This window comes from Novosphingobium sp. ST904 (assembly GCF_001298105.1).
Classification (GTDB): Bacteria; Pseudomonadota; Alphaproteobacteria; order Sphingomonadales; family Sphingomonadaceae; genus Novosphingobium.
Window position 1 is genome coordinate 32,260 of the sequence record NZ_LGJH01000151.1, and the last position, 22,974, is coordinate 55,233.

Sequence of the window (22,974 nt, forward strand, 5' to 3'; positions counted from 1 at the left end):
CCGGGTGAGGGGGAGGCGCGCAGTTCATGGGAACACCAGGTCGAGATTGCGCCAGTCCTTGGTCGCCACGGCGCAGTTGCTGGCCCAGTCCGGCGAATAGTTGACGTGATCGGGCACCTGCACCGGCCAGAAGCAGGTGACATAGCAATCGTAGATGTCGCGCTCCACAGGCTGGCACAGGCCCGCCGTGCCGCCTCCGGCATCGACTTCCCAGCCGGGCGAGAACGACAGCGTGCAGCCCATCGGCACGTGCGGGCGCGGCGCCTGCTGAAGAGCCACCACGTCTTCCTCGGTGGAGGCTTCGAGTGCCGGGGCCACCATGTCGTCGATCCGCTGCGCCTTGCGGTTGATCGGCTTCAAGTGCTTCATGACAGGGCCTTTCGTGCCGCGAAAAGTTCCAGGAATTCAGGGTTTCGCGCGGCGACCGCGCCGTAGATCTTCAGGCAGCGATCGGTCCATTCGCGGATCCAGTCGCAATAGTGCAGGTTGGCGTGGCCGGTATCGCCGTAGCGCACGAAAGCCTCGTGATGGCAGCCACCCGCACAGAGCGGACGCGCCCAGCAACTCTGGCATTCGTACTTCGCGCCGACATGTCCGCGCGACAGGAAGTCCTCGCGCTTCTCGCTGTCGATGCCGCTGGAAATGTGGCCCAGCGTGTGGGTATCGGCATCGGTGAAGCGGTGGCAGGGAGACAGGTCGCCCGAAGGGCTGACGCCCAGCAGGCCGATACCGGCGCCGCAGGGGTGCGACTTGTTGACGCCCTGGATCAGTTCGCCGATCGTTTCCGAGACATTCGAAAAGCCGTGCATCTGCCCGCGCAGGGCATGTTCCAGCCATTCGTCCGCCAGGGCGTGGAAGCCCGCCAGCACCGTGCCCATGCCGCCGTCGTCAAGACCGTAGGCCTGATCGCCGGAATTGGTGACCGGCGCGAAGCCGACCTCGTGGAAGCCGATATCGTCCTTCAGGTGGCGGAAGATGCGGATCACGTCGGTGACACCTTCGGTCAGCGTCACGCGCGCGGTGATCGCGCGGGTCTTGTGCGTGGCGATCAGCTTGCGCAGGCGCGGCTCCATCACCGCATAGCTGCCCTTGCCGTTCTTGTAGACGCGGTGGCGATCCTGCAATTCGGGCGGACCGTCCATCGAAACGGTGACGCCGACCTGCTGGTCCGAAAGGAACTGGATGATCTCATCCGTCAGCAGCGTGGCATTGGTGGTCAGGCTATAGGTGATCGCCCTGCCCTGCGCCGCGGCGCGCTCGTTGGCGTAGAGCACCACGTCGCGCAGCAGCTTGAAGTTCATCAGCGTCTCGCCGCCGAAGAAGGTGATGTGCACGGCCTTGCGACTGCCGGATTCCGCCAGCAGGAAATCGACCGACGACCTGGCCGTATCCAGCGTCATGAACTTCGGCTTGCCCGCAGGCGTGGCGATCTTGTCCGCGCCGAATTCGTAGCAGTAGGTGCAGGCGAGGTTGCACTGGTTGGTGACGTTGAGCACCAGCGCCTGAAGCGGAAAATCGGCCGGCGGGCTGGTGGGCACCGGCGCTTCAGCGGGAGCGATCCGGTCGGAGACGATCCCGCGCACATAGAGCAGTTCGCGGATCAGATCCTCCGCATCGGCCGCCGAATGGCCATGCGCGGTCAGCGCGGAAACCAGCTCTGCGTGCGACAGTTCCTCGCGGCGCAACCGGGCGATCACTGCCCGCGCGCCTTCGTCCAGCGCGAAGATCGCGCCCGCGCCGACGAGATAGGCGAAGCCCTGCCCTTCGGCCTCGAACTCGTGCAGTTCGCCGATGCTGTAGCGTCCGGCCTTCAGCGATGTCATCGTGTTCATTGCGAGACCTCCGGCTGGTCCCAGCGCTTGTACGCGGGGACGGTGGTGACGAGATAGGCGCGCGCGGCGAGCGGCTTGCCGAACTTGTCCTTTTCGGACCGGGCGGTGGCGACCACCCAGACTTCGCCGTAATTGTTGCGCATGAAGTGGCGGGCCGGATTGGGCCCTTCCTCGCCGGGGGTGAAGAACCCGGCATTGTCGATCTTGCCGACGTAGCTGACATCGTCGTCGTAAGTGACGGTGCGGAACTCATCGAGCTTCCAGTCGGCATCGACGGTGCGGACCACGAAGTCGTCCGCCGTGCCCGGCTTGCCGTCGGCACCGGAAGACCAGCCTTGCGCCGCGAACTGCTCGTAGCCCTTGCCGTACTTGATGCCGCCAAGATGGGAGAGCGAGGTTTCCGGCGTGACCTTCAGGTAATCGATCGTCCTGTAGACCGGCAGCGCCTTCTGGAGCACCGCGCCGCGCAGCGAAACGTCGCGCAGCCCCGGCATCGCATCGGCATCGGCATCCACTGTCACCACCAGTTCGTTCGGGCTTGCCGAGGCGACCTTGCGCACCGTCACGCCGGCACCGAAATCGACTTCACCCGGGGTGAGGCCCGAAGGCAGGTCGCACCGTACAGGTGCACTTCTGCCCCCTTTGTACCCGTCTTGAGTGCCTCTGGAGCCGCAGCGGCAAGCACCGGTGCGCCCAGGGCGCGGGTCAGTTTCACGTCGAGCCCGAACTCGTGATATTCGCCCCAGTACCAGCGCCCTTCGGCGAAAGTCTGGTCGGGAGAGAACCACATCGTCTCGCGCAGGGTGCCGGTCATGTCGTCCGGCGCGCCAGAGCGGCGGAACCGCCGGTGGAGGTACCGCGCCACGAAAAGCCGGTATAGGCCAGCGCCGAACCCTTGCGGGTGAAGGTCTTCCCGGTATCGAGCGAGCGCAGGGTCGTGACGGCGGTGAACTCGTTCGAGCCGGGCTTGGGCTGGATCGTCATTTCGCCCACGAAGCGGCCCTGCCCGCGCAGAGAGGCGCTGACCGCCCATTTGCCGCCCAGCATCGGGGTGCGGATACGCGGCTGCCAGGCCGCCCATTCCGGCGTATGCAGCGGCGCCGCCTTGGCGAGATATTCGAGCGCGATCTTCGCGACTTTTTCGGGCTTCTTGTCGTCTTCGCCATCATCGTCCCCGGCATGGGCCGGGTCGGGTCGCTCGTAAGCCATCTGCGCGGTTGGATAGAGCGACATGTGCATGTTCTGCAGCAGCGCCCATTCGCGCTTGCTGCGGCGGGAGGACATCGGCTGCGCAAAGGCATGGCAGCTTGCACAGGCCTGCCGCACCGCCTCGTTGGGGATGTTCGTCTCGTCAAGGATGCGGCGTTCGGCGAGGTACATGACCGAGCGGGCTTCCTCGGGCGCGAGGCCGTGCTGGGTGGAGAGATACTTCACCACCTGCCGCGCCTCTTCAGGCTCGATCGACAGGCCGTTGAGCTTGACCATGCGCTTGATGGCCTGAGACCAGCCCTCTGGCGTCGCGCGGATCCAGGAAATGCGGGAAAGATTGCCCTTGGCGTCCGGCGTGTGGCAAGTGCCGCACTTCTCCATGGTGAGCTGGTCGGTGACGGGAATGCCCGCCTCGCGCTCCACCCAGTCCGCCGGATCCTTGTCCGCCTCGACCTCGCCGCCGACCTGGGCGCCGACCACCATCGGCACGGTGCAGGCCCCCGCGAGCAACATCACCGCAAACGGAATGCGCCGCGCGCCGAGACCGCGCCACGCGCCGATGCGCGGCGGGATAAGCTTTCCTGCGTGACATGCGGCGTCATGGTCCGCACGGAATCTCTATCGCTGGGACCAGCCCGGCCGCCATGGATACGCGACGCGCTCATCTCTCGTCAGCCCCCTGTTGTTTGGGGAAATGCCCGATTCCCCTTATCTGTCGGAAGAAAACTGGACGACCTTCAAATTTTGGTCAAGCGTCAATTTTGTGCAGTTGCAAAATCTTCCGGCACCCCTGTTAGGATCGGCGCCGGTGCAGCGGGAATACGTCATTTACCCCGCCCGTCAGCCGAACGAGACAGCGAGTGCGAGGTCATTCTGCGGCTCGTCATGCTGTACCGCATCATCGCGCGAAGGCTTCGCCCGGAACCCCGCGATCCCCAGCGCGAGGCAACCGGCGACAATGGCGAGGGCCGCCATGACCGGCAATCCGAGCGCGCCCATAAGCCATGTGGCGATGCCTCCCAGGACCGGACCCGCGATCATGCCGAGGCTGTGCGTGCAGGTGACGAAGCGGCGGAACAGCCGGTCCTCGCTCGCCCCCGAAGCGAGGCCGGACGTGCGCACGATGATTGCGGTGGAGCCGAGATTGAACAGCACGATCGCCAGCACGAAGGCCATGTCTCCGCCGCGAGCGCCGGCGATCGGCGCCAGCAGCATCGCCCCCGCCACAAGGCCGCTGACGACGGGCGGAACTACCGGCTTCTCGCGCATGACGGCGAGTGCCGTCGCCGCACCCGCGATAGAGCCCATTGCCACGGCCCGCCCCACCACGTCCTCGCTGATCCGCCACTCGATCGCCAATGCGCCGGTAAAGGACCAGACCATCATCGTCGCGCAAATGAATGCGAGCGCCGACGCCGCGTAGAGCCAGCCCTGCATTCCAACGGGTTGACGCTCCTCACCCGCCGGTGCGGCAGGGCATCTGGCCGGGGAAGAGCCGGGTACCGCCGCCCCGCCCAGTGCCGCCGGGAACAGCAGAAACGCCGCAGCACCGCGAGCGCCGCGAGGCAAAGTGTCATCAGCGCCATCCTCGGCCCGAGCATGTCAGACACTATTGGGAGAAGCACCGCCACGACGGTGGAAATGACAAGCTGGAGCAGGAACACCGCGCCATAGGCGCCCGAGGGACGGTTCTGCGCGGCACTTGCCATGGCATGCGTGTAAAGGAGGCCCATTGCCACGCCGTAGCCCGCGCGGATCGCCATGAGCGGCATGGCCGCGCCGACGTTTACGGTAGCCAGCCCCGCAACGAATGCCCCAAGCGCAGCGAGCACGAAGAGGCGGCCCGGCATATCGCGCGCGAACACCCATGCCGTTACCGAGCCGAGCGCCATGCCGCCCTGCGTCGCGCCGACGATCCAGCCATGCGATTCCGGCGGGACATGATGGGCCGCTGTCAACAGGGTGAGAAAGACCGGGTCGATACCCGGCTGAAGCAGAGCCAGCGACGCAACGGCGACGGCAGGCAGGACGAGACGATCACGAAAGCTGTGCGAACCCACGATAACCCCCTGTACCATGGCACGATTGTCCGTGCCTTGGCCCCTCAGGTTACCTTTCCGCCCCGCGCCTCCCGATCGCGTCCGAGTCGATCACGTCAGGGCGCTTGTCAGGCTGGCAATGTCACCGGGTTTCACATTTTTGACAAGGTGCACGAACCATTCGAGCGAGATCGCGGTGATTGCGGGCATCCGGGCCTTCCACGGCTTGTCGAAGCCGAGGAACGGCGTGGTGCCTTCCATCGAAGCGCTTATGAACAGCGCCAGGGTGCGAACCTCATCCTCGCTCAGGTTCGGATTGAGCGGACGGATATGCTCGCTCAGAACGTCGTGGACCTTGCCGTAGAAGGCGTGGATCCGCTCGGCGATGAAGTCATTGTGATTGGCGAGGGCCCAGAGCTCGGTGAACAGGCGCGTGGTGCGCTTGGTCGAAATGTCGTCGAGACACATGGTGATGACCAGTCGCAGACGATCTTCGTCCGGGATTTCGGCCTGACGGACGTTCACTTCCAGCTTGGCATCGTAATGCGCCATGATGTCGTCCAGCAGGACCTGAACCAGCATTTCCTTGCGCGGGAAATGATAGCTGACGTTGCCCACCCGCAATCCGCAGGCGGCGGCAACGCGGCGGATCGTGAAAGCCGTTGCCCCCTCTTCGATCAGGACGCTGAGCGCCGCCTTGAGAATCGCGTCTACCGTCTCGGTGCCGCGTGCGTAGACACCGGGACGGGAAACGGAATCACTGTCGATCTGGGCCACGGACTACCTCTTGAATCACAATCGAGGCCGCAGCCAGGGCACTGGCGGCGGCACGAACGACGCAGTTGCAAGGACACCGCATCGGCCGGCCCCACGCTGATGAGACGGGGCGTTGCCGAGGCCTTGCGCCACGAACGCCCGCATGGGGTAAATGACGCATACACGAAGGCAGCGACGACCGATAGGCACTCAGGTTTTTTCCATATCGGCCATCGATTTGGCAGCTTGACGAATACTGGATGATCGTCAAGTATTGAAATCTCTCCCACCATGACGGGAATGATCCGCTCCATGAAAAGAATGCTCGCCGCGTCGCTCATTCCGGCGCTTTTCCTCGCCGCGCCCGCACTGTCGGCAGGGCCGCAGGTCTACGGCGCACGCTGCGCGATGTGCCACAAGGCCGATGGGACCGGCGCTCCCGGCCAGTTTCCACGCCTGAACGGCCGCGCCGCGCAGATCGCCGGATCGCCGGCGGGCCGTGCCTATCTCGTCAAGGCCGTGCTGTTCGGCGTGACCGGCCCGATCACCGTGGACGGCCGGAAGATCGGCGGAATGATGCCGGCGATGGGCATGATGAAGGACCAGGACGTGGCAGACGTGCTCAACCACCTCGTGTCGCTGGGCAAGGGCGGCAAGCCGGTGAAACCGTTCACGCCAGCCGAGGTCAAGGCCGTGCGCGATGGGGGCAAGGTGCCGCCTGCGGCTGTCGGCAAGGAACATGTGGACCTCGCCGCCAGGGGCGTGATTCCCTGAACCCGAAAAGCGGCGTCCGGCTCGCAGCGCTGGCACGGCGGCACTGTCGAAATCTGTGCCGCCCGTCTGGTCTGTCCCGCGCGGAGCGATTAGGCACAGTAGCGATGTCCAGAATCGCCATGCTGATCGCCGCCCTGTGTGCCACAGTCCCCGTCGCTTCCATCCCCGCCGAGGCCGCTTCCGTGACCCAAAAATCTTCAGGGCAGCCCCCGGCTCCGGCCGCTCCGCAACTCGATTTCGAGCGCGTCTTCGCCAGCCCCTCGCTTGACGGCCCGCAGCCGCGCGAGGTGAAGATCTCGCCCGACGGACGATATCTCACCCTGCTGCGCAACCGCACCGAGGACCGCCAGCGCTACGACCTTTGGGGCTACGACCGCGAAAGCGGCGAATGGCGGATGCTGGTGGATTCGCTCAAGCTCGGCTCCAACCGCCCGCTGTCAGAAACGGAGAAGATGCAGCGCGAACGCAAGCGCGTGGGAGACCTCAAGGGCATCGTCGCCTATGGCTGGAGCGATGACGGCCGCTCGATCATCGTCCCGCTGGACGGCGATCTCTATCTTGCCGGGCTGGACGGTTCGGTGCGGCGCCTCACCGATTCCCCTGAAGACGAACTGAATTCCGCGCTCAGCCCCGGCGGCAAATACCTTTCCTTCGTGCGGGACCAGCGGCTCTGGGTCGGCTCGCTCGAACAGGGCGCGCAGAAGCCCGTCACGCCGGAAGAAGGCGCAAAGACCGTCCACTGGGGCGAGGCGGAATTCGTCGCCCAGGAAGAGATGGACCGCATGGCGGGCTACTGGTGGTCGCCCGACGACAGCCTTATCGCCGTGGAGCGATACGACGAAGCGCCGGTCAAGATCGTAACCCGCGCCGCGATCGGTGCCGAGGGCACCCGCACGTACGAGCAGCGCTACCCGGCCGCCGGAACACCCAACGTGCTCGTCTCGCTCTTCGTGATGAAGCCCGACGGCAGCGGCAAGGTGCAGGTCGATCTCGGCAAGGAAACCGACATCTACGTTGCCCGCGTCAACTGGGCGCGTGACGGCAAGACGCTTTATGTCCAGCGGCAGGACCGCGCGCAGAGCCGGATCGACATGCTCGCGGTCGATCCCGATACCGGCAAGAGCCGCGTGCTCTTCACCGAAACGGCGGCACCGGAAAGCTGGATCAACCTGTCGAGCAATTACCGCTTCCTCAAGGACGGCAGCCTTGTCTGGTGGTCGGAGCGGGACGGTTACGGCCACCTCTACCACTTCGCTGGCGGCAAATGGCGCCAGCTGACCTCCGGACACTGGGCCGTGACCCGGCTCGTATCGGTCGATGAAGACCGCGGGCGATCCTCTTCACCGGCACGAAGGACGACGTGCTGGCCCCGCAGCTCTACGCCATCGACCTTGCCAAGCCGGGCGCGCCGCAGCGGCTGACGGAGAAAGGCTGGTTCAACGCCGCCGTTGCCAACAAGGACGGACGCACGCTGGTCGTCACCCGCTCCTCGCCCACCCAGCCTTCGCAAAGCTATGTGGCCGACGCCGATGGCAAGCGGCTCGCCTGGGTGGAGGAAAACCGGCTGGACGGCGCGCATCCCTATGCGCCCTATCTTGCCGCGCACCGCACGCCCACCTTCGGCACCATCAAGGCCGAGGACGGCAGCGACCTGCACTGGCTGATGATCACGCCCAAGATGGAGCCCGGCAAGCGCTACCCGGTGTTCTTCGAACACTACGGCGGCCCGCATAGCCAGCAGGTTGCGAGCCAGTGGCTGGGCGCCCTTCCGCAGGCCATCGTCGACAAGGGCTACATCTATTTCCGCATCGACAATCGCGGCAGCCCCAATCGCGGCGTGGCGTTCGAAAGCCAGATTCGCCACAAGATGGGCACCGTGGAGGTGGCCGACCAGCGTTCGGGAGCGGTGTATCTCAAGTCCCTGGACTTCGTCGACCCGAAGAAGATCGCGACCTATGGCTGGTCCTACGGCGGCTACATGACGTTGAAGATGCTTCAGGCCGATCACGGCCTTTACGCGGCAGGCATCTCCGGCGCCCCGGTCACGAAGTGGGAGCTTTACGACACCCATTACACCGAACGGTACATGGGCGACCCGCGTCTTGTGCCGGAAGCCTACAAGGCCTCCGACGCGATCGAGAACGCGGCGAAGATCAGCGATCCGCTGCTGCTGATCCACGGCATGTCGGACGACAACGTGGTGTTCGAAAACAGCACCGTGCTCATCTCCCGGCTGCAGGCCGAAGCGGTGCCCTTCGAGATGATGCTCTATCCCGGCTATACCCATGCGGTGAAGGGGCCGAAGATCAGCAAGCACGTCTGGGAAACGATCTTCGCGTTTCTCGGCCGCCACGGCGTGACTGCGCCGCAGTAATCGCCGGAACCGTCAAAGTCGGCGGGGCCGGAAACGTGCCCCGCCTTGCCGTCAGGAACCCTGCAGCAGGCGATAGGCCCCGCCCATGAGCTGCGTCACCTCGTCGCGGCTCAGCACATATTGCGGCTCGTAGCTCAGGCCGACCTGCCGCGAACGGCGCCAGTGATCCACGTAGAGCCCCTTGTCCTGTCCGAACACCGAATGGACATGGCGGGCGAGTTCGGGCGGGCAATCGCTGGAGTTGGCTGCACGGAAGATCGCGATATCGGCGATGAAGGGGCCGACCATCACCCACAAGTGTCCGTTCCACTGTGGCTCGTCGTCGCCAAAAACGGCGGGTCCGTCAAACGGCAGGCGATCCCCGTAGACGGGCTTGCCATCCACCGCGAGGGTTCCCGCAACGACATGGACCGGCGCGGCCAGATGGCGGTCGAGCTGCACTGCGAAGGCAGCGGTAAGATGAGCGGCATTGCCGCCAGGCGTCTTGGGGAAGACCTTCAGGAGTTCGACCGCCGTACCCGCAAGCTTCATCCGATCGGCATCGGCCAGTTCGTAGGCCTTGAACGCCTTCGCTTCCGGCCAGCCGTGGCGCGCCGCCACGAGAGTGCCGAGTTGCATGAGGTCTTTTGCTGCTGCCATTACGATTCCCAGGTGGTACGCTCACCGCGAACGCCGGGGCGGGCCCATAGACCAGCAGGCGCGGCGCGCCAAGCCGCACGGCCATCCGGGTTTACCCGGCCTTCATCGCCCTGCCGATCCCGCTACCCCGCCGGCGATGCCGCCGGCACGCCAATCGACGGCCACGGCGCTTTGCGTCATGTTCGGGAAACGGCCGGGCAAAGAACAGAAAGCCGGCTGCAAAACGGGGGAGAACAGGGATGCTCGACGCGGCGACGATCATCGGCGAGGCAGAGGCGAAGGTCGGCATTGCCGACATCGATCCCGGCGCCCGCCAGAATCTCGAACACCTGCTGGCTTCTCTGCGGGAAAGCTTTCCGATGTCGGCCGAAGGCGAAGCGGGAACGCGCGCCATGTTGACGATGGATGCGGTGAACCGCCTCGAAAGCCTCAAATGGCTGCGCGACCAGCCGGAAATCGGCGAGGAGCGGATCGAGGCTCCGGTATTCTTGATGGGCCTGCCGCGCTCCGGCACAACCTATTTCCAGTACCTGTTCGACCGGGACCCCCGCTTCCGCCTGATCCGCACCTGGGAATCGACCCTGCCCTCGCCGCCGCCGGGCTTCGACCCCGCCTCGATCGCACCGCGCCGCGCGGCCTGGACGGAAATGCAGAAGCGCCGCGGCCATTTCGAAGGCTTCGAGGCGCTGCACCTCTATGACGAGGATGGGTCCGACGAATGCCACGCCTTCCTCGAACAGAGCTGGGGCGCGGCGGGATTGCACAACCTCTACCGCGTACCCTCCTATTTCGATTGGTTGACGCAGGGGCTCGACCTGGAAGCCAGTTACCGCATCCACAAGCGGCAGCTCCAGTGCCTGCAGTGGCGCGGTCCGCGAAAGCCCTGGGCGCTCAAGTACCCCAACCACGTCCTTGCCATGGATGCTATCCTCGCCGTCCATCCCGACGCGCGCATGGTCATGACCCATCGCGATCCGGCCCAGGTCGTGGCCTCGATCGCCAAGATGACGTGGAACCTGCGCTCGTCCCGCGCCGCCGGTCCGGTAGACAGGCACGAAGTGGGCAGGGATATGCGCGCCTTCATCCGCCGGCATGTCGACCGCATCCTGGAATTCGACAGGGGGCCACAGGGCGGCCGGGTTGTCCACGTGGACTATTACGCGCTCGTCGCAAGTCCCGTGGGAGAACTGCGACGCATCCATGCGGGTATCGGCATCGACACGCCGGAAAGCGTATCGCGCGCCGTGGCGGACTGGCATGAGGCCAACCCGAGGCATGCGCGCGGCCGCAACGACTATTCGCTGGAGCAATACGGGCTCGACGCGGATGACCTGCGCGCAGAGTTCGCCGACTACATCGGCCGCTTTGCCATCCCCTCCGAAGCCGAAGGCACTGCCCGCGCCGGAGCGACGGCATGAGCAGCGGCTGGGAAACGCTGAACGCCGCCATCGGCGATGCCCGGGGCCTCGTTGCCGCCACCGCACCCGACCCGGACACCGCCGCCGAAGGGCAGGCCTACGTCAACCGGATGGTGGCCGCCGCACTGGGCGGCGGGCTGCTGGGCCATCACTTCCGCGCAGGCGGCCTGACACGCGCCCTTCCCGTCCACGGCGGCCCCAACCCCGATTACCTGCTGTATCATGCGGCGATCGATCCTGCAGGGCGCTACCGCCTTTCCGGCATATTGAATGGCTCGGAACGCGTCTCCGTGAGCCTGTTTGCACTGGGCCGCAACGGTGCGCCGCTTCTCGTCGGTCATGCCGCGTTCGACCCTGCGACCTGCCCGGACGGCACGTTTGCGATCGACCTTGCACCCGATGTCGCGGGTCCGCACGGGCTGGCGATACCGCCAGAGGCGCGCATCGTGATGTGCCGGATCCTCCACCGCGACACGTCCCTGCCCGCCGCCCTCGAGCTCGCCAGCGACAATCCCGCCCCGGCGCCCGCCCTTGCTCCCGGAAATGGTGACGAGGCCCTCGTCCGCGCGGCGGGGATGCTGCGCGCGAACCTTGCCGAATACCTGCAATGGACAGCCGCTGCGCTGGAACTGCAAAACCGGCTGGACACCGCGCCGCGCGAACTGGCCGAGACGGTCCAGGGGGACGGCGATACCCGCTATTTCCTGGGCGGCTTCGACCTTGCGGAACATGAATGGCTGGAAGTGACGATGCCGCCGGGCCTCAGGGGCTACTGGTCGCTTCACGTCTACAGCTATTGGTACGAGCACCTCCAGCGACCCGGCGTTCATGACCGCAATGCCGTGGTCGATCCTGACGGCCGGGTGCGCATTGCGGTTGGCCCGGGATGGCCCGCCGATGCCCGCAACCGGATTGACACCGCCGGGCGGCGGAAGGGCGCCTTCATCTGCCGGATCGTCGGCAAGGACCAGCCTCAGGCTTGCCCGCAGACCGGGCTGCATCGCAAGCCGAAGATCAGAAACCGGTCGGCGCCCTAAGTCGCCGCCGGGCTACTGCTCCGAAGCCGCTTCGGCGATCAGGTAGGAGCCGACAAGTCCGGGGGCCTCCGGCGAACGAGGCGGGAGGAGCGCCTCGTTCGCCTTCGCCGCGTCCCACTGGACGCAGTACCCGTTCAAACGCCGCAAGGTGGCGGCGCGAACGCGTTCGAGCAGGAAAGGCCGGTTCATCACTCCGCCGCCGAGCACGATCCGCTGCGGGGCAACGGTGAGAATCAGCGTGACGCAAAGCTGGCCGAGATAATCGGCCTGCGCATCCCAGGCGGGGTGGTCTTCCGGCAGATGGCTGGCGGAAGCACCCCAGGCCGCCTGCAATGCCGGGCCGCTGGCCATGCCTTCCAGACAGTCGCCATGATAGGGGCAGATTCCGGCGAAATCGGCATGAGCGGGATGTCGCGCTACCGCGATATGGCCGCACTCCGGATGCCCCAGGCCGCGCATCGTGCGCCCCTGCACCACGATCCCAGCGCCGATTCCGGTCCCCACCGTGACATAGGCCAGGTTGTCCACCCCGTGCAGGCGCATTTCGGCGAAGGCAGCCGCATTGACATCGGTATCGATGCCGACCGGCACTCCGAAACGGGCGCGCAGGCGGGCCGGCATGTCCGTGCCTTCCCAGCCCGGCTTGGGCGTGGCGAGTATGCGGCCGTGTCCCGGCGAAGCCGGATCAAGATCGAGCGGGCCGAACGAACCTATGCCGATCGCCGCGATCGGCCCGAATTCGGCAATCGCTGCGTCAAGGAAGGCTTCCACGCGAGACAGCGTTTCAGCGGGATCGGTGGTCGGGATCACTTCGGTGCGCAGCGATCCCTTGCTGCTGCCGATGCCGCAGACGAATTTGGTTCCTCCGGCCTCGATGGCGGCGAAAAGCATTCTCGGGTCTCCAGTCACTGAACAATGGTCGCTTGCGCGGGCCTGGCGCTTTCGCTTTCGCCGGCGCCATCCGCAAGCGGCTGGAGACGGAACGAGAAGCGGCGCGGCTCCACGGGTACGCGATATTGCGGCAGTGGGCGACCCACCGCGTTCCAGGTCGTATCTCCGCCCACGCCGGACTGGATCGCATCGACCATCAACGAACCGTTTTCCTGCGGAACGATGTCAGTGCTCCTGCGCGTGCCCGGTTCCCGGCGCGCCAGGTCAGCATAGGGGAAGGCCAGCGCGTTCATCGTCAGCGGCCGATCCCCGGCGATGCGCAGGGCCGGTCCCTGTTCGGGGGAGAGCAGCATCCAGCGCACATCGGTTTTCGTGCCGGTTTCCTGCGGGCGCTGGTAATCATGGTTCTGATCGGCAATCGCCCCGCGCCAGAGCGCGATCATGGCGCTGGTCTTGCGATCGGCATAGCTTTCGTGCGGCCCCCGGCCGTACCATTCCACCGTCTTGAACCCGCCGACGGTGGTAAAGGCGAAGCCGATGCGCAGCGGATCGGGCAGGTCTTTCGCCAGCGGCGTGAATGCGCCTTCCACCTCGACGCTGCCGTCCCCTGCCATGCGGTAATGCGTCTCGAAACGGACGGCATCGGCCGTGTTCCTGCCATCCGCGAAGGCATAGCGCACGGTCACTTCCGCGCCGGAGGCGGTCTTTACGGCGCTGATCGCGGCGACCTTGCGCGCCGCCTCGATCGCCTCCCAGCGCGCGTCTGCGCCCTTGGGCCGCGTGCCGATGTCGTTGTCCGTCAGCGCCCGGGTGAAGCTGGGTGCTCCGCCCGTCAGCAGGGCCCTGCCCTTCACGGCATAGCCGGAAACGAGACCGGTTTTGCGGTCCACTGTCAGCGTCGCGCCGCCGGCGGAGAGGCGGAAGCTGCCCGCATCCTGCACCAGTGCAACCTTGACCGGTCGCGCCACGTCCGCCAGCGGACTCGAACCGAGCGAGAACTGCTCCCAGCCGACCACTTGACCGGCCTTGACCAGCGGCACCGCCCCATCCTTCGCGGTGGCGCGCAAGGTCAGCATGTATTCCGAACCCGGTTTGCGCGCGAAAGCGGGGAGCGGCACCGAGAAGGCTTCCTTGCTGCGTGCCGGCGTGGCAAGCGCAGCAAGCGCAGCAAGCGCGCCGCGTGCAATGGCCACGCCGTCCTCGTCGAGCTCCCAATCGAAGTCGAAGCCCGAAAGATCGCGGAAATCGTGGCGGTTGAGCACCTCGATCCGCCCTGCCCCGGCATCCAGCACAGCGAACTGGATCGGCGAATAGACCTTCTGCACTTCGAAAAGCTGCGGGTTCGGCGTGCGGTCCGACTGGTTGAGCCCATCGCCGAACTCGATCTCGCCGCGCGGATTGGGGCCGAACGAACTGCCGTCTCCCCAGTAGCGGCGGCCATCGGCAGCGTAGCGGTAGATCGACTGGTCCACCCAGTCCCAGATGAAGCCCCCCTGCAAGCGGTCCTCATGGGCATGGATCGTATCCCAGATCTCCTTGAAATTGCCGCCGGAATTGCCCTGCATATGGGCATATTCGCACTGGATCATCGGCTGCGGGAACTGCTCGCGGTGCGCGGCATAGTCCACCATCTTGTCGATGCCATCGTACATCGGTGCGTAGATGTCGGCATAGGCGTTCGGGCGGTGGTCGCTGATCTGCGAATGGCCGAGGAACGAAATCAGGCGCGTGGGATCGAGCGCGCGGGCGGCGGCCGCCGCCTTCTCGAACGTGGGGCCCACGCCCGTCTCGTTGCCGAGCGACCAGAAGATCACCGAGGCATGGTTCTTGTCGCGCTCCACCATGTTGGTGACGCGGCTGACATGCGCGGCTTCCCAGGCCGGGTCGTAACCGAGCAGATAGGTCTTGTCGTCCTTGGCGCGGTTCGCGGCCGAGAGGTATTCGTGGCTCTCGATATTCGCCTCGTCCATGACGTAGAGGCCATATTCGTCGGCCAGATCGTAGAGCCGCTCATCGTTGGGATAGTGCGAGGTGCGCAGCGCATTGACGTTGTTGCGCTTCATCAGTTCGATGTCGCGGCGCATGGATTCCTCCGAGATCACATGGAAGTGCTCCGGGTCATGCTCATGCCGGTTGACGCCGCGAATGGTGATCGGGCGTCCGTTGACGGTGACGAGGCCGTTCTTCATGGCCACGTTACGGAAGCCGATCCGCCGGGCGGTGGCCTGCAGGGTGCGTCCCTTGCGGTCCACCAGTTCCACAAGCAGGGTGTAAAGGTCGGGCGTTTCCGCCGTCCAGGGACGCACGCCGGGGATCACGCCGTCCAGCGTGACGTTTTCACCTGAGACTTTCACGCTGCGGGCAAGCAGCGCCTTGTCGCCGTCCAGCACCGTGGCCCGCACGGTAAGCCCGCGCGCGGCGGATGAAGTCTTGAGCGCAAGATCGAGCGTCCCGTCGCGGTAGCCATTGGCAAGCCCGGCCCGGGCGAAGACATCGTCCACCCGCGCGCGCGGCGCGGCGATGAGATAGACCGAACGCTCGATCCCGGAAACACGCCAGAAGTCCTGGTCTTCCAGATAGCTGCCGTCCGACCAGCGCCAGACCCGGATCGACACCGAATTGCGCCCCGGTTTCACCAGGCGCGTCAGATCGAATTCGGAAGGGAGCTTGGAATCCTCGCTGTAGCCCACTTCCTGCCCGTTCACCCAGACGCGGTAGGCCGAACCCGCCGCACCGATATGCAGGATCACGTCGCTACCCTTCCAATCGGCCGGAACGTCGAAATCGCGGCGATAGGAGCCGACCGGATTGGCATCGTGCGGAATCAGCGGGCGGTTGGGCGGGAACGGATACTGGACGTTGTTGTAGAGAGGGCGGTCGAAACCCTGCGTCTGCCAGTCGGCCGGAACCTGGATCGGCTTCCAGCCCGAGACATCGTAGTCCGGACGGAAGAAGTGTTCCGGCGCGGCATCGGCGCCGGGCGTGAAATCGAACTTCCACGTTCCGTCGAGCGATAGGAAACGCCGGGAGTGTGTACGGTCGCCGGCAATGGCGCGTTCCCGGTCCTCGAAAGGGAAACCGGTGGCGCGGGCGGGCAGCTTGTTCCGGGCGAAGACGGCCGGATTCTCCCAGTCGGGCCGCTCATCGGAGATCTGGGGCTGGATCGGCCTGGGCACCGGGGAGGCCGCCGATGCCGACGTGGCGATGCCGATCGCGAGGCCGGCGGTTGCCAGCAGGAAGTGTCTCGGCGGCATCATCGGGGGAAACTCCATTCAAGGATGGCGGCGGGACGTCGAAGACGATCCGCAAGTATCGGGCAGAACCCGGCGAGGGCAGGACCACGGGCGAACCGGACCGATCGTGCCCCTCGTGAACGGTCCGCCATTGCCTGCCGTCGTCCGAGGCGAGGAGGCGGAAGGAGAACGGCGTGACCGGATCGGCAGGGCGCAGTTCGCTTGCGCCGATCCGGCGCCTGCGTCCGGCGTCGGCCTGCAGCCATGCGCCGTCTTCCGCCGGAGAGACCCAGCCGGTGGCGTAGTTGTCGTCTCCCGCGAGGGCCGCGGCATGGGCCGCGTCCAGCATGCCGGAAGCACTGAACCGCATGGTTTGCCCGGTGCGCCGATGCGCGGCAGTGCCCGGAATGTCAGGCCCGCTGTGCGTGGGACGGACCGCGCGCAGCCGGTCCCCCTCGACCAGCAGCCGGTCCACCGCGACCTGCCTGCGCACTTTGCCGTCCGCTGCGGGGAACGGCAGCGCCTGCCGGTGATAGAGAATGTAATCCCGCCCGGCCGCCGAGAACACCGCATGATGCCCGGGGCTGACAACGTCCCGCGCCGCGTCCGTGGCGAGGATCGGGGCGTCCTCGGGCTCGGTGAACGGCCCCAGCGGCGAAGAGCCCACGGCGTAACGCACCTGATAGGTGTCCTTCGTGGTGTTGCCCCAGCTGTAGGTCAGGAAATAACGCCCGCCACGCTTGAACAGGAACGGACCTTCGAAATAGTGCGCCGGGGTCACGTCCTGCGGCTCGCCGTCGAAAGTCACCATGTCGGGCTTGAGGCGCACCACGAAGCAGCGACCGTTCACCCAGTTGAGGCCGGAGCCCCAGTAGAGATAGGCGGTGCCGTCATCGTCGATGAAGGCCTCGGCATCGATCATGTGATAGCCGGGGCGGTAGTTGCCGGGGATAAGCGGGCGGCCGCCATTGGCGTCGCGCCATGGCCCGGCCGGATGATCGGCCACGCCCACCCAGACCTCGCTGCCGACCGAGACATACATCCAGAACCGCCCGTCGCGCCCGCGCACCACCGAGGGAGCCCAGACCTTGCTCTTGTTGGAGGTGGGGCTGGTGGCGGCCTGTTTCGTAGGCCAGTTCGGCTCGGAGAAGGTCCAGTCGCGGAAATTGCGGGAGCGCCAGAGGCCCAGCCTGTCCCCGCCCCAGGGGTCTTCGGTGGCGAAGACGAACCACTCGCCCTCGTGCTCCACGATCGACGGGTCGGCGAAGTAGCCGGGCAGGAGCGGATTGCGCGCCCCCGGATCGAGCGCCGCCGTTTCCTTCCGGTCCGCCATGACAGGCGCGGCATTCGCAAGGAACGCCGCGCCTGTCAGGAGAATGGCCGCTGCAAGCCGGATCATCCCTTACATGGCCTCGCCGATGGCTTCGAGCGAGCGGCGCTTGGTCTCCGGGAAGAAGGCCAGCACGACCACGAACTGAAGCGCCATCATCACCGCGAACAGCCAGAACGGCAGGGCGCGGGCATGGGCGGCGGCGAGCGGGAAGCCGAAAGCGATGATCGCGTCCATGAACCAGTGGACCGAGGAACCGAGGCTCTGCCCGCGTGCGCGCACGTCGGTGGGGAATATCTCGCTGATATAGACCCAAATCACCGCGCCTTGCGAGAAGGCGAAGAAGGCGATGAAGCCGATGAGGAGGTAAAGCAGCCAGCCCTGATGCGTGCCGCTGCCGAAGATCAGGGCAACACCCGCCAGCGCTGCCGTCAGGCCGACGGAACCGATCAGCAGCAACGTCTTGCGGCCGATCCGGTCGATCACGGTCAGGGCAAGTGCGGTGAACACCAGGTTGCAGGCACCGATGACGATGGCCTGGCGGTCTGCCGAAACCCCCGTAAACCCGGCGGCGGCGAAGATGTCGTTGAGGTAGTAGAGGATCGCGTTGATACCGGAGAGTTGGTTGAACGCGGCGATCGCAATGGCCAGGAGGATCGGCCGGTGGTGACGCACCCAGCTGAGGCGCGGGGCGTGCGTCTGGCTTTCGGCACGGCGCCAGGAGGCCATCTCGCCAGCAACGTCGGCATTGCCCAGCTTGCTTAGCACGGCGGCGGCCTCTGCCTCCCGCCCCTTGGCGAAGAGCCAGCGCGGGCTGTCGGGAATGGTGCGCATCATCACCAGCAGCACCACCGCCGGAACCGCGGTGACGCCGAACTTGACGTGCCAGTCCAGTGCGCCAAGCTGGAGGCTGGATACGAAGTAGTTGCTCAGATAAGCGACGAGAATGCCCAGCACGACATTGAGCTGGAACGCCCCCACCATCATGCCGCGCCGTTCCGCGGGTGCGATCTCGGCAATGTAGACCGGCGCCAGCACCGAAGATGCCCCCACCGCGAAGCCTGCCAGCACGCGCATGACAAGGAGCATCGGCCAGTTCATCGCCAGGAGGCAGCCGATGCCCGACACAAGGTAGAGCAGCGCGATCACCGTCAGCGAGGAACGCGCGCCGTAACGGTCTCCCGGGATGCCCGCCAGCAGAGCGCCCGCCAGCGTGCCCCAGAGCGCGCTGGAGACGGTGACCCCGACGCCGGTGGCGTCGAGGCCGAAGGCGGTGCGGATGCCTTCCGTGGTGCCGGCGATGACCGCCGTGTCGAAACCGAACAAGAGCCCGGCCAGCGCGCCAACCAGCACGCCTCGGAAAAGCGTCGCATTCATCATCCCGTCCCCTTCATTCGACCGTCAGAGCGTGAACCGCACGCCGACACGGAACGTACGTCCGATCGCATCGAAATCGGAAATACCCGAGGGTCCGTTCGACACATAGGGATTAATCAGCTTGTTGAAGACGTTGGTGACGCTGAGATAGGCCTCCCAGTCGCCGCCGACCGGCAGCTTGTAGCCGATGCGGGTATCGAACAGCACTTGCCCGGCAAAGTGGCGCTGCGGCAGGTCCTCGGCCGCCGTTCCCTTGTCATAGGCACCCCCGCCGATGAAGCGGGCCTGGTTGAAGAACGAGACCGGGCCCAGGTGCAAGTCGGCCTGCCCCGTCAGGCGCCAATGCGGCGCGGTGCCGATCTGGCCGGCACGGTCGATCGCGGCCACGCCCGGCGAGCTCTGCTCGTACTTGTCGATGTAGTTGCCCAGCAGGCGGGTTGAGAGCACGGCGTCGCCCGAGAGCCAGGGCAGGTTCGAACGGTAGCTGGCTTCGAAATCGATGCCGCGCGTATCGAACGAGGCGAGGTTCTGGGTCACGATATCGATCTGCGTCAACACGCCGTTCGCATCGCGGCTGATGAGCGCGCAGGCCGAAGCGCTGCCGTTATAGCAATCGTCGATCTCCTGCTGATACGAAAGCGAGGCGATCGCGTCACGGATCTTGATGTCGTAATAGTCCACCGAGAGGTTGAAGCCCGGCAGGAACGACGGCGAATAGACGCCGCCGAACGTGAGCGTATTGGCCACTTCCGGGCGAAGATCCGGGTTGCCCCGCACGACCGAGCGCACATTGGTGGCGGTCGTGTTGGTGAACGGATCGTAGACCTGCGGCTGATAGCTGGTGGTGCCGCGCTGGAACAGTTCGTAGAGGCTGGGCGCCCGGATATCGCGCGAACGCGTGGCGCGCAGGCGCAGATCGTCGTAGAGTTCCCAGGTCAGGCCGGCCTTCCACGTCGTCACCGCGCCGCTGGTGCTGTAGTCGGTGCGGCGCACCGCGCCGTTGAAGTCCAGCGACTGGATCAGCGGCAGGTCCTTGAGCAACGGCAGGTCGAGTTCGAGGAAGGCTTCCTTGACGTTGTACTTGCCGCTCTGCGCCTTGGCATTGCCGACACGGTAGGCGCCCTCGGCATTGGTGATCGGGTTATAGGCTTCCGAGAGCGGATCGACGACCTGGTTGAAGGTCTGGCGGCGATATTCGACGCGGCCGCGAAGCCCACGTCACCGGCCCAGAGCGCGAAGGGCGAACCCGCGATGGAGGCCGCGGTGACGAATTCGTGGAACTTCTGATCCGCGGTATTGGTGCCGGTCACGTAGTTCAGCGCCGCGTCGGACACGGCATTGGTGCCGAAGACATTGACGGGAACGCAGCCGTTGCCGGGATTGGCCAGTGTCGAACGGCAGACGATGCTGCCGCTGGACGGATCGACCACGGCATCGGCGGCATTGACGTAATTCGCCTGGATGAGATCGTGATGCAGCGCAAGGTTGCGGGTATTGCGCGCCGCCTCCGCATAGACGTTCCACTTGAGGCCGCCCAGCACGCTGCCTTCCGCACCGAGCACCCCGCGCAGGGTCTCGTTCGCCACCTTGACGCGGGTGCGCGGCAGGTCGCCATCGTAGCGGCCCATGGTGAGCGTGGTCACGCCCGCGTCGTCCATCATCGCGGCCAGTTCGGCCGGAAGATAGGCGTTCTCGCGCCTCAGCGTCAGCGCGGTGGTGCCAAGCTGGTTGGAGTAGGAACCGACCTGATAATCGTTCTTGGTCTTGCCGTAGTTGCCTTCCGCAAAGACGGTGAAGCTGTCGCTCACGTCATAGGCGAGACGCGAATAGACGACCTTCTTCTCCAGCCCTGCGATCAGGGGTGCGAACTGCGGGCGCGGGCCGTCGCCGCCGATCATGGTGGAACCGGTCAGGCTGCTGCCGTAGTTGAACGCGACCGGATTGCCGTTCGCGTCGAAAGTCGTGCCCTTGAGCGGCCCCGAGGTGATGAGCCCGCCGAAATTGGCATTGGCCACGCGAACGTCGCAGGCGAAGTCGCGCCGGGTGGCCGAACCCGCCGGCAACGAGATCGGCTGGCAGCTCTTGCGCGAGAACGGGCGTTCCAGGCGATCGTCCACGCCCGCGTTGCGGTAATATTCGCCGCTGATGAGGAAATGCGCGCGGTCGTCGGCGAAGCGGGTGCCGTAGGCCAGTTCGACCTTCTGCTCGTCATTGTCGCCGTAAGTGGTGACGCCGCCCTGGATGCTGCCGGTGAGGCCGTGAACTTCTTGTTGATGATGAAGTTCACCACGCCGCCCACGGCGTCAGAACCATAGGCCGCCGAAGCGCCGCCGGTTACCACTTCCACGCGCTCAACCAGCGCCTGCGGGAACATGTTGGTGTCCACCTGGCCGCTGCCGTCGCTGGGAATGAAGCGCCGGCCGTCGAACAGCGTGAGCGTGCGGGTCGTACCGAGGTTGCGCAAGTTGAGGTAGGCGCCGCCCTGCCCGCTGGAGGTCTGCGCACCGCGCGGCCCCGCCGAGGACGACAACGCCGGAAGCTGCTTGAGCGCATCGCCCAGCGTGGTCGGAACGGCCGCATTGAGCTGCTCCGCGCTCGTTACCGTGACCGGCGTCGGGCGGTTGAAGCCGCTCAGGGGAATACGACTGCCGGTGACGACGATATCCTCGGTCGAAATCGCAGGCTGTTCATCGGTGGAAGCCGACGCGTCCTGCGCCATGGCTGCCGTATGCGTGAACAGGGCAAGCGCCGACACTCCGCCAAGGACGGTAAACCGCTGCATCATTTGTGAAAACTCCCCTCCAAAGGATCTTGATTGTTTCGCCCGCCGGGCGTCGATCTTGCGAAATCAGGTAAGCCGCTGCGCCGATTGCAGAAGCCCGCGAATGTAGCCGTAGCAAAAAGCGAAATTCTCGGCCCGCGGCGTCCAGACCGGCTTGCCGTCCACCACTTGCGGATCGTCCATGCCGGGAACGTGGTCGGGCATTATCATGCCGTCGTAGCCGACTTCCGCATAGGTCTGGAGCGCGCGAACCATGTCGATGTCGCCCTCGTCCGGGAAGCTCTCGTTGAAGCGGTCGCGGTGGCCCTGGATGTTGCGGAAATGGACGTTGAAGATCTTCTTCCGGCTGCCGAACCAGCGGATCACGTCGAAGATCTGGTTGGCCGGGTCCGTCAGGTTCTCGCAGACCGAACCCTGGCAGAAGTTGAGCCCGTGGTATGGGCTCTCGTTGATCTGGACGAGCCGCTGAAGCCCCTCGACGGTGCCGAGCACATTGGTAATGCCCTGATAGCCGCCGGGCGGGGTGCCCGGGTCCTGCGGATGGCAGGCAATCCGCACTTTCGTCTCGTTGGCGACCGGCACGATGCGGTCGAGGAAATAGGTGATGCGTTCCCAGAACAGGTCGGCATCGACCACGCCTGCACGGGTGAGCGGCGTGGCCGGCTTCGCTTTCGAAAGGTCCCAGGCGAAATAGTGCGACCCGCCGCGCCCTTCGGCCGGGCCCGTGCGCAGGACGCCGAGCAGGCTCATGTTGTACTTCACCGCAGGAATACCCGCCGCCGCGCAATTGCGCAGGGTCGTGGCGAAGGCCTCGATGTCGCGGTCGCGCGCCGCGCCGTCGCCCAGCATGATCGCGGGGTGCTTCTCGCGGTCGATATGCGTGGAGCCCAGCAGGTCGGGCTCCAGCATGTCGAGGCTGAGGCCGTGGCGCTCGGCCATCTCGCGAAGGCGCGAAAGCTCGTCCACGGTGGGGTAGAGCCGCCCATCCGCAACGGCGCGCGGGCGCATATGTTGGTGACGCCGAAGCGCGCGAAATCGGCGAAATGCGCCTCGCTCGACGGCATGCTCTGGCAGCCGAGCTTCATCAGATAAGGTTTGCGACCCGAAGCGCCTGCTGCGCGATTACCGGAGCGGCGCGTGGCTGCCTGAGCCCCACCGGCCAGCGTCAGCGATGCACCGGCGCCTGCTGCCAGAATGAAGTTCCTGCGGTCCATTCGTCACTCCCCCGCTGCGGCGGCCGGTTGTCCGGCCCGTTCCTGATTTGCGACCGCCATCCCCGGCGG

General features: G+C 65.8%; 20 protein-coding genes and 1 pseudogene. 4 read left to right on the forward strand and 17 right to left on the reverse strand.

Annotated features, from left to right (window positions below):
• Window positions 1–24: 24 nt before the first annotated feature.
• The 8 genes from qhpC to ADT71_RS16610 all read right to left on the reverse strand — a co-directional run bounded on the left by qhpC (window position 25) and on the right by ADT71_RS16610 (window position 5,857).
• Window positions 25–369, reverse strand: coding sequence for a quinohemoprotein amine dehydrogenase subunit gamma (gene qhpC / locus ADT71_RS16575; RefSeq protein ID WP_054438587.1), 345 nt, complete (start codon window positions 367–369; stop codon window positions 25–27).
• Window positions 366–1,832 (reverse strand): quinohemoprotein amine dehydrogenase maturation protein, encoded by a 1,467-nt coding sequence (gene peaB, locus ADT71_RS16580; protein WP_231635951.1) that lies wholly within the window; start codon window positions 1,830–1,832, stop codon window positions 366–368. Before peaB ends, qhpC begins: the two co-directional genes overlap by 4 nt.
• Entirely contained in the window at window positions 1,829–2,398 is a 570-nt protein-coding gene (locus ADT71_RS33840) for a hypothetical protein (protein WP_054438589.1), read from the reverse strand. The genes peaB and ADT71_RS33840 overlap by 4 nt, the downstream gene beginning before the upstream one ends.
• The gene (locus ADT71_RS33845) at window positions 2,395–2,646 is read right to left on the reverse strand and encodes a hypothetical protein (RefSeq protein ID WP_054438591.1); all 252 of its coding nucleotides are present in this window, start codon (window positions 2,644–2,646) and stop codon (window positions 2,395–2,397) included. The genes ADT71_RS33840 and ADT71_RS33845 overlap by 4 nt, the downstream gene beginning before the upstream one ends.
• Entirely contained in the window at window positions 2,643–3,554 is a 912-nt protein-coding gene (locus tag ADT71_RS33850; protein ID WP_054438593.1) for a hypothetical protein, read from the reverse strand. The genes ADT71_RS33845 and ADT71_RS33850 overlap by 4 nt, the downstream gene beginning before the upstream one ends.
• Before the next feature lie 327 nt (window positions 3,555–3,881).
• Window positions 3,882–4,427 carry a hypothetical protein gene (locus tag ADT71_RS32235; RefSeq protein WP_054438595.1) on the reverse strand — a complete coding sequence of 182 codons (546 nt, stop codon included), beginning with the start codon at window positions 4,425–4,427 and terminating at the stop codon, window positions 3,882–3,884.
• Complete coding sequence (locus ADT71_RS32240; protein ID WP_197283052.1) at window positions 4,424–5,101, reverse strand: hypothetical protein; 678 nt, start codon at window positions 5,099–5,101, stop codon at window positions 4,424–4,426. The genes ADT71_RS32235 and ADT71_RS32240 overlap by 4 nt, the downstream gene beginning before the upstream one ends.
• A 90-nt stretch (window positions 5,102–5,191) precedes the next feature.
• Complete coding sequence (locus tag ADT71_RS16610) at window positions 5,192–5,857, reverse strand: TetR/AcrR family transcriptional regulator (protein ID WP_231635952.1); 666 nt, start codon at window positions 5,855–5,857, stop codon at window positions 5,192–5,194.
• Window positions 5,858–6,148: 291 nt separating this feature from the next.
• Here ADT71_RS16610 and ADT71_RS16615 point away from each other — a divergent pair, with 291 nt between their 5' ends.
• Together ADT71_RS16615 and ADT71_RS16620 are read left to right on the forward strand one after the other, a co-directional pair.
• A complete protein-coding gene (locus tag ADT71_RS16615; RefSeq protein WP_231635953.1) occupies window positions 6,149–6,610 on the forward strand; it encodes a cytochrome c in 462 nt (153 codons plus the stop codon).
• A gap of 104 nt (window positions 6,611–6,714) precedes the next feature.
• Window positions 6,715–8,984: pseudogene (locus ADT71_RS16620) on the forward strand (DPP IV N-terminal domain-containing protein).
• A gap of 51 nt (window positions 8,985–9,035) precedes the next feature.
• Here the strand turns inward: ADT71_RS16620 and ADT71_RS16625 are convergent.
• Window positions 9,036–9,623: a hypothetical protein gene (locus tag ADT71_RS16625; protein ID WP_054438601.1), complete on the reverse strand. Its 588-nt coding sequence runs from the start codon at window positions 9,621–9,623 to the stop codon at window positions 9,036–9,038.
• Window positions 9,624–9,862: 239 nt separating this feature from the next.
• On the opposite strand from ADT71_RS16625, the gene ADT71_RS16630 reads away from it, so the two are divergent.
• On the forward strand, window positions 9,863–11,041 hold the full coding sequence (locus ADT71_RS16630) for a sulfotransferase (protein ID WP_054438603.1): 1,179 nt from the start codon (window positions 9,863–9,865) through the stop codon (window positions 11,039–11,041).
• Window positions 11,038–12,078 (forward strand): DUF1254 domain-containing protein, encoded by a 1,041-nt coding sequence (locus tag ADT71_RS16635; RefSeq protein ID WP_054438605.1) that lies wholly within the window; start codon window positions 11,038–11,040, stop codon window positions 12,076–12,078. Before ADT71_RS16630 ends, ADT71_RS16635 begins: the two co-directional genes overlap by 4 nt.
• 12 nt (window positions 12,079–12,090) lie before the next feature.
• Here the strand turns inward: ADT71_RS16635 and ADT71_RS16640 are convergent, their stop codons facing one another.
• The 8 genes from ADT71_RS16640 to ADT71_RS16670 form a co-directional block, all read right to left on the reverse strand.
• Complete coding sequence (locus ADT71_RS16640; protein ID WP_054438608.1) at window positions 12,091–12,969, reverse strand: ROK family protein; 879 nt, start codon at window positions 12,967–12,969, stop codon at window positions 12,091–12,093.
• 14 nt (window positions 12,970–12,983) lie between these two features.
• Window positions 12,984–16,226, reverse strand: a complete 3,243-nt coding sequence (locus ADT71_RS16645) for a glycoside hydrolase family 2 TIM barrel-domain containing protein (RefSeq protein ID WP_132469662.1) — start codon at window positions 16,224–16,226, stop codon at window positions 12,984–12,986.
• A complete protein-coding gene (locus tag ADT71_RS16650; protein ID WP_082370400.1) occupies window positions 16,111–17,601 on the reverse strand; it encodes a family 43 glycosylhydrolase in 1,491 nt (496 codons plus the stop codon). The genes ADT71_RS16645 and ADT71_RS16650 overlap by 116 nt, the downstream gene beginning before the upstream one ends.
• Before the next feature lie 3 nt (window positions 17,602–17,604).
• Complete coding sequence (locus ADT71_RS16655) at window positions 17,605–18,909, reverse strand: sugar porter family MFS transporter (protein WP_132469663.1); 1,305 nt, start codon at window positions 18,907–18,909, stop codon at window positions 17,605–17,607.
• A gap of 24 nt (window positions 18,910–18,933) precedes the next feature.
• Window positions 18,934–20,046: a TonB-dependent receptor gene (locus ADT71_RS16660; protein ID WP_197283057.1), complete on the reverse strand. Its 1,113-nt coding sequence runs from the start codon at window positions 20,044–20,046 to the stop codon at window positions 18,934–18,936.
• Complete coding sequence (locus tag ADT71_RS16665; RefSeq protein WP_082370401.1) at window positions 19,929–20,924, reverse strand: hypothetical protein; 996 nt, start codon at window positions 20,922–20,924, stop codon at window positions 19,929–19,931. Before ADT71_RS16665 ends, ADT71_RS16660 begins: the two co-directional genes overlap by 118 nt.
• A complete protein-coding gene (locus ADT71_RS30465; RefSeq protein ID WP_082370402.1) occupies window positions 20,819–21,694 on the reverse strand; it encodes a TonB-dependent siderophore receptor in 876 nt (291 codons plus the stop codon). The genes ADT71_RS16665 and ADT71_RS30465 overlap by 106 nt, the downstream gene beginning before the upstream one ends.
• 63 nt (window positions 21,695–21,757) lie before the next feature.
• A complete protein-coding gene (locus ADT71_RS16670) occupies window positions 21,758–22,699 on the reverse strand; it encodes a mannonate dehydratase (RefSeq protein WP_197283053.1) in 942 nt (313 codons plus the stop codon).
• Between the last annotated feature and the right edge of the window lie 275 nt (window positions 22,700–22,974).

Bases quoted from the DNA above. Each gene is read 5' to 3' on its own strand.
- qhpC (WP_054438587.1), bottom strand. From the start codon at position 369: ATGAAGCACTTGAAGCCGATCAACCGCAAGGCGCAGCGGATCGACGAC.
- peaB (WP_231635951.1), bottom strand. From the start codon at position 1,832: ATGAACACGATGACATCGCTGAAGGCCGGACGCTACAGCATCGGCGAA.
- ADT71_RS33845 (WP_054438591.1), bottom strand. From the start codon at position 2,646: ATGACCGGCACCCTGCGCGAGACGATGTGGTTCTCTCCCGACCAGACT.
- ADT71_RS33850 (WP_054438593.1), bottom strand. From the start codon at position 3,554: ATGTTGCTCGCGGGGGCCTGCACCGTGCCGATGGTGGTCGGCGCCCAG.
- ADT71_RS32235 (WP_054438595.1), bottom strand. From the start codon at position 4,427: ATGATGGTCTGGTCCTTTACCGGCGCATTGGCGATCGAGTGGCGGATC.
- ADT71_RS16615 (WP_231635953.1), top strand. From the start codon at position 6,149: ATGAAAAGAATGCTCGCCGCGTCGCTCATTCCGGCGCTTTTCCTCGCC.
- ADT71_RS16625 (WP_054438601.1), bottom strand. From the start codon at position 9,623: ATGGCAGCAGCAAAAGACCTCATGCAACTCGGCACTCTCGTGGCGGCG.
- ADT71_RS16630 (WP_054438603.1), top strand. From the start codon at position 9,863: ATGCTCGACGCGGCGACGATCATCGGCGAGGCAGAGGCGAAGGTCGGC.
- ADT71_RS16635 (WP_054438605.1), top strand. From the start codon at position 11,038: ATGAGCAGCGGCTGGGAAACGCTGAACGCCGCCATCGGCGATGCCCGG.
- ADT71_RS16640 (WP_054438608.1), bottom strand. From the start codon at position 12,969: ATGCTTTTCGCCGCCATCGAGGCCGGAGGAACCAAATTCGTCTGCGGC.
- ADT71_RS16645 (WP_132469662.1), bottom strand. From the start codon at position 16,226: ATGATGCCGCCGAGACACTTCCTGCTGGCAACCGCCGGCCTCGCGATC.
- ADT71_RS16650 (WP_082370400.1), bottom strand. From the start codon at position 17,601: ATGATCCGGCTTGCAGCGGCCATTCTCCTGACAGGCGCGGCGTTCCTT.
- ADT71_RS16655 (WP_132469663.1), bottom strand. From the start codon at position 18,909: ATGAATGCGACGCTTTTCCGAGGCGTGCTGGTTGGCGCGCTGGCCGGG.
- ADT71_RS30465 (WP_082370402.1), bottom strand. From the start codon at position 21,694: ATGATGCAGCGGTTTACCGTCCTTGGCGGAGTGTCGGCGCTTGCCCTG.
- ADT71_RS16670 (WP_197283053.1), bottom strand. From the start codon at position 22,699: ATGCGCCCGCGCGCCGTTGCGGATGGGCGGCTCTACCCCACCGTGGAC.